This is a genomic window from Mesorhizobium sp. M7A.F.Ca.CA.001.04.2.1 (assembly GCF_003998485.1).
Lineage (GTDB): Bacteria > Pseudomonadota > Alphaproteobacteria > Rhizobiales > Rhizobiaceae > Mesorhizobium > Mesorhizobium ciceri.
Genome location: NZ_RZQT01000222.1, coordinates 1 through 5,773 on the forward strand (window position 1 = coordinate 1; position 5,773 = coordinate 5,773).

The 5,773-nt window shown below is 60.2% G+C and carries 6 protein-coding genes; 2 read left to right on the forward strand and 4 right to left on the reverse strand.

The window, feature by feature from the left end:
- Together EN955_RS33385 and EN955_RS33390 are read left to right on the forward strand one after the other, a co-directional pair.
- The coding region (locus tag EN955_RS33385; RefSeq protein WP_164760655.1) for an SDR family oxidoreductase at positions 1 to 476 on the forward strand (476 nt) is incomplete at its 5' end.
- A gap of 188 nt (positions 477 to 664) precedes the next feature.
- Positions 665 to 1,441 carry an SDR family oxidoreductase gene (locus tag EN955_RS33390; RefSeq protein ID WP_024502233.1) on the forward strand — a complete coding sequence of 259 codons (777 nt, stop codon included), beginning with the start codon at positions 665 to 667 and terminating at the stop codon, positions 1,439 to 1,441.
- Between the two features lie 300 nt (positions 1,442 to 1,741).
- Here EN955_RS33390 and EN955_RS33395 read toward each other — a convergent pair whose 3' ends face one another.
- From EN955_RS33395 to EN955_RS33410, 4 genes are all read right to left on the reverse strand, one after another.
- A complete protein-coding gene (locus EN955_RS33395) occupies positions 1,742 to 2,578 on the reverse strand; it encodes an N-acyl homoserine lactonase family protein (RefSeq protein ID WP_024502234.1) in 837 nt (278 codons plus the stop codon).
- 10 nt (positions 2,579 to 2,588) lie between these two features.
- The gene (locus tag EN955_RS33400) at positions 2,589 to 3,584 is read right to left on the reverse strand and encodes an ABC transporter permease (RefSeq protein WP_024502235.1); all 996 of its coding nucleotides are present in this window, start codon (positions 3,582 to 3,584) and stop codon (positions 2,589 to 2,591) included.
- 16 nt (positions 3,585 to 3,600) lie between these two features.
- On the reverse strand, positions 3,601 to 5,130 hold the full coding sequence (locus EN955_RS33405) for a sugar ABC transporter ATP-binding protein (protein ID WP_024502236.1): 1,530 nt from the start codon (positions 5,128 to 5,130) through the stop codon (positions 3,601 to 3,603).
- Between the two features lie 43 nt (positions 5,131 to 5,173).
- Positions 5,174 to 5,773, reverse strand: a 600-nt coding sequence (locus tag EN955_RS33410; protein WP_164769956.1) for a substrate-binding domain-containing protein, incomplete at its 5' end; no start/stop codon positions are given.

The following is a 5,773-nucleotide window of genomic DNA, read 5'->3' on the forward strand; positions in this document are numbered from 1 at the left end:
ACCGCACCAACCCATTCCTTGATGTAACGCAGGCCGATTTCGATGATATCATGGGCCTCAATCTGCGTGCTTCCTTCTTTGTTGCGCAGATCGTCGCGCGACGCATGGTCGAGCAAGGCGTGAGTGGCAGCATCATAAACATGTCGTCGCAGATGGGCCATGTCGGTGCCGCGACGCGCAGCGTCTACTGCGCCTCGAAGTGGGCCATGGAGGGCATGACGAAGGCGGTGGCAATCGACCTTGCGCCACACAAGATCCGTGTCAACACCGTCTGCCCTACGTTTGTCGAAACGCCGCTGGCTCAGAATTTCCTGAAGAATGAGGCCTTCAAGGCGGAGGTGCTGTCCAAGATAAAGCTTGGCCGCATAGGTCACGTCGGCGACATAACCGGGGCGGTTGTCTTCTTGGCGTCCGATGCATCCTCTCTCATGACGGGATCGTCCATGGTCATCGACGGCGGTTGGACTGCGGACTAGGAACCTGCTGGAGGGGCGCATGATCTGGACGGGACACGCGAACCAGGGAATGAAAGCACGATTCAGAAACGGCGCTCGAAAGTGTCATCCAGCAATTTTTTGCATGCTTGACGGGAATGATCCCTGCGGCTGGCGAACAGCGCCCAGATTGATAGGATCGGAGCCGTAGCTGTAGGGAAGGAATGCACATGGATCTCGGCCTTGAAGGCAAGATTGCATTGGTGTCGGGAGGCTCCAAAGGCATAGGGTTCGCCTGCGCCAAGTTGCTCACGGCGGAAGGAGCAAGGATCGTCATCTGCTCCCGGTCGCCGTCCAACATCGATGCCGCCCTTTCCGTGCTTCCGGGTGCTGTTGGTATCGCCGTGGATTTGAGATCGGGCGATGACGCGAAAGAGGCTGTGGACAGGGTGTGGCAAGACGTCGGTCCCTTCGACATCCTCGTCAACAGCGCCGGGGCCGCAAAGCGCACGCCGGTACACGACCTCAGTCCGCAAGCCTGGCGCGCAGCGATGGATGACAAGTATTTTCCCTACATCAACGTCATTGATCCAGTGGTCAAGAAGATGGCTGACCGCGGCTCGGGCGTGATCGTCAACATCATCGGAAACGGCGGCAAAGTCGCCTCGCCGACCCATCTGGCTGGCGGCGCCGCCAACGCGGCGCTGATGCTGGCGACGGTCGGCCTCGCAAACGCCTATGCCGGTCGCGGTGTGCGCATCGTCGGGCTCAATCCCGGCCTCACGCAAACAGGCCGGGTGAGTGAAGGAATGAAAGCGGTTGCGGCAAGCCAGGGGATAAGTGAGCACGAAGCGCTGCGCCGGGCGAGGGACTCCATCCCCATCGGCAGATTGGCCGATCCCGCCGAAATCGCATCGGTCGTCGCCTTCCTGTGTTCCGCGAAAGCGAGCTACGTGACCGGTGTTGTTATCAACATGGATGGCGCGTCGGTGCCGATTGTGGTGTGACGCGCGCGCCGTTTCCTGGCCGGTTGCCAACAGAAGTTCAACCGATGGACAAGACGGCGGCGAGCAAGCCGCTCAACAACAAAGTACTGCGAGCAAGTGCCGTCTCATCAAAGTCGAAATGAGCCGTGTGGTGACCATCCGCTATATCGAAGCCGAGACCGAAAACTCCAGCAATTCCACCCTCGGTCGGCAACGGCTGAAGCCAGAAGAGTTGCGTCCTCGCCGGCTGAACTGCCGGGGGCTGAGATGAGCGGCTGAAGGCCGGGTTTCGAACCAACCGTCTTTCGAAAAATACCGATCTTATGCTGCCTTGACGATGCGGAACCCTTCGATCTCCTTGATCACCGGAAGGCCTTTCCAGCGGTCGGAATCATGCAGGATAATCAGTCGGTCGAGGTTGCCTCCGATCTCGGTGTTGATGCGGTCGATGGTCTTGAGCTGATCCCAAACGCTGCCGACGGCATTGTTGAGCGGCTGGTAGACACCGTCGTGCTTGTGGCCAGTGATCTGCCGGGATGAGTAGACACAATCGCCCGAAAGGACGATGCGGCCTCGCGAAGTCTCAACGATTACGAACTGCTGTCCCATCGTGTGGCCCTGTCCCAGCCGAACGTGGATGCCTGGCAGGAGATCGTCCCGGTCACCATCGACCAGTGTGAGGCGGTGTTCCACGGAGGCGTCGAAGGCGGCGCGCAGATCGTCCGGATCGATGATGGCGGTCAGGTAGCCGTATTGCGGTGGCAGCGCCATGGCCTCGTGCCAGGACAGCAGCTCCTGCTTCTGTAGATAGAGGCGGGCATTCGGAAACTGATCGATCGAGCCCATGTGGTCGAAATGCGCATGGCTGACGATGATGTCTGTGATGTCGCCAGGCGCCAGCCCCAGTTCGGCAAGCATCCGAACCGGGGAAATCCACCAGGGTATGCCGAATTTATCGGAGAAGTTCGGACCGGTTTCGTCCTTCATGAAGCCGGTGTCCACAAGCACGTTGCGGTCGCCGCGCCGCGCCAGAACAAAGGAAAAGGGCAAGTCCGTGGGGCCGTCTTCGTACATCCCGTTGACCAGATCGACCCATGGCTGGTTCTTAGATCGTGCGAACTCGATGACATAGATCTCCCAATGTACAGTCTGAGCCATGTGATCCTCCTCAGCTTTCCGCAAGTGAGCGGCCAAGGCTGGAAAGCCCGACCGCGATGATCAGGATGGCGCCCTGAAACACGTATTGGGAAAAGGTAGGCGCGCCAAAAATGTTGAGGCCGTTGAAGCCGAAAGCAATGATCAGGGCGCCCACCAAAGTCCCCAGGACATGGAACTCGCCGTCGCGCAAAGTCGCCGAGCCCAGAAATACTGCCGCGAACGCCGTCAGCAGATAGGAATCGGCCGCACTTGTCGTGCCGCTGCCCAGCCGCGATGCGAGCAGAATGCCGGTAAGGGCGGCGCATATGCCGGAGATGACGAAGCCAAGCGTCTTGATGCGATCGACGTTGATGCCGGCCAGGCGCGCCGCGGCAGGATTGCCGCCGACTGCCTGGATCTCCTGGCCGATGGAGGTGCGCTCGACCAGCACCCAAAGGATGCCCAGCACAAAGACCATGACGACGATGTTGTTGGGGATGCCGAAAAGCCAGCGGCCTAGCGAAAGCTGCAGGAAGGCCTCGGGTACGCCAGCAACGATGGGCACGCCGGCGGAGTAGGCGAAGGCGAGACCCGTGATGATGGTTCCAACGCCCAGCGTCGCGATCACCGAATTGACTTTCATCTTGGTGACGATGAAGCCGTTGACCAGGCCGATCAGCGCGCCAAGGGCGAGTACCATGAAAATGGCCAGGGGGATCGGCAGCTTGTCATGGACGATGAAGCCGGTGACGAGAATGCCGTGCAGGCTGGCGGCAAAGCCAATCGACAGATCGAGCTCGCCGACGACGACCGCCAATGTCAGGCCGCCGGCGATGATCATCGCAAGCGAGGCCTGGTTGAGAACGTTGGTGAAGTTGCCCAGGGTCGAGAACGCCTTCGGCGACAGGATCGAAAAGGCAACAATCATCGCCAGCAGCCCGAGGATGGTCGCGTAGCGCGCGAAAATTCCGAGCCCAGCCTTGGCTCTTGGTGTGAGGCGCCTGTTGTAGGTCGAAACATCGCTCATGTGGTCGTCCTCCCGGTCAATGGCTCCGCTCACCATAGCTTGCCTCGACAATAGCGGAGCGCGAGATCGATGCGCCGCTCATTTCGCGAACGATAAGGCCTTCCGCCATCACCAGCACGCGATCGCAAAGGTCCGGCAGTTCATCGGGTTCGGATGAGATGACGAGAACCGCCATGCCTGCCGCCGCGAGTTCGCGGATTTGGCGGTGGATCTCCGCACGCGCACCGATGTCGACCCCGCGGGTCGGTTCATCGAGAATGAGGATGTGCGGCGCGCGCTGCAGCCAGCGGCCGATGACCACCTTCTGCTGGTTGCCGCCGCTTAGCCGGCCAACAGGGCTGTCCACGCTTGCCGTCTTGATCGACAGCAGTTTCATCGTCTCGCGAGCGAGTGAGGACTGCGACTTTCGGCTGAGAAGCGGCACCCTGCGACCGAGCACAAGCTTGTCCAAATTGACCAGACCAAGATTGAAGGCGACGCTCTTCGTCAGGAAAAGCCCTTCCGTACGCCGCTCCTCTGGCACCAGGCCGAGCCCGGCGGCAACCGCAGCCTGCGGCGATTTCGGCGCGTAAGGCTTGCCTTTGAGCGTCATACCGCCCGAGTCGGCGCGATCGGCACCATAGATCAGCCGCACCAGTTCACTGCGTCCGGCACCGACCAGGCCGCCGATGCCCAGAACTTCGCCGTGGCGAAGTTCGAAACTTACGCCACGCACCTTGGGCAGGCGTGTCAGGTTCTGAACGCGCAGGACGATCTCATGGGTCTGCGGCGCATATTCAGGCCTACTGTCGTTACCGACATGGACAGAGCCGACGATCGCCTCGACCAACGCCTTCCTGGTCAACCCAGCACGGGTGAATTCGGCGACGGAATTGCCGTCGCGCAATACCGACACCCGATCGCAGAGTTTCAGAATCTCATCCAGGCGGTGCGAGACGTAAAGCACGGCCACACCGGATGCCGAGAGGTCCTTGATGATAGCGAAGAGCTTCTCGCTCTCGGCGGCGGAGAGAGAGGCGGTCGGCTCGTCCATCACGATAAGTCGCGATTTGCGGACCAGCGCGCGACAGATATTGATCAACCAGTTTTCGGCGGTCGACAACCCTTTCACATTCGCATTGAGCGAGGCGGTGATGCCGACGCGTCTTGCGATGGGCTCGACATCGCGGGCGATGGCCGCCCAGTCTGTCAAGCCGAAGCGCGATCGTTTTGGCACGCCGAGCATAATGTTCTGGAGGACGGTCATCCCCGGAACGAACGCCAGTTCCTGGTGAATAAAGCTCATGCCGAATGCCGTCGCGCGGTGCGCCGTCTCGATGCCGACTGTGTGCCCATCGATCTCGATCGACCCCTGATCCGGATGGTTGAGGCCGGCGAGAATCCTGATCATCGTCGACTTGCCCGCCCCATTGGCGCCGACCAGCCCGTGAACCTCCCCCGCGACAATGTCGAGGGAAGCATTTCGCAATGCTTTGGCGCCACCGAAGGCCTTGCTGATGTTGCGTACGACAAGAAATGGAGGCACCACGGGCGCCCCCATCGCCATTGCCGCATCTCCTGTTACACTATCGGTCAAAAGCTGGCTGCGCCTACTGGATCGCGTCAGGATGCTTGGTCAGAAAATCCGCCACTGTATCCTTGGTCACCAGCACCGCCGGCACTTCGGCTGCTTTCGGCGTCCAGCTCTTCCCGGCGGCGGTGATCTCTTCAACCATCTTTGTCATATTGTAGCCTTCGGTGTAGCTGTCTTGCCATGCCGTTGCGGTCATGAAGCCATTTTTGATATTTTCAAGAGCCTGGGCATTTCCGTTGATGCCATACACCATCACATCGGTGCGGTTCTGAGCACGCAGTGAGCCGATCGCGCCGATTGCAGGATCATCCCAGCAGCCCCAGATCGCCAGGTTTTCAGCGCCTGCCGGATGCGAGGCGAGCCATGCATTGGCGTACTGCGCGCCATCTTCAAAGTAGCCGGGAATGCGCACTTCGTTTTTGGTCACCTTGATGTCGGGATATTTGGCGGCCATTTCATCCATGACCTGCTCGCGGTTTCGGCAAACTTCACCCGTGTGATACGTGAGGGCAAGAATGGAGCCCTTGCCGTTCATGTTTTTGAGCATCAGGTCCACGACCGGGATGGCCATCGGGCCGCCCGAGCCGTTGGTGGCGGCTACGGTGCCGCCCAGCCC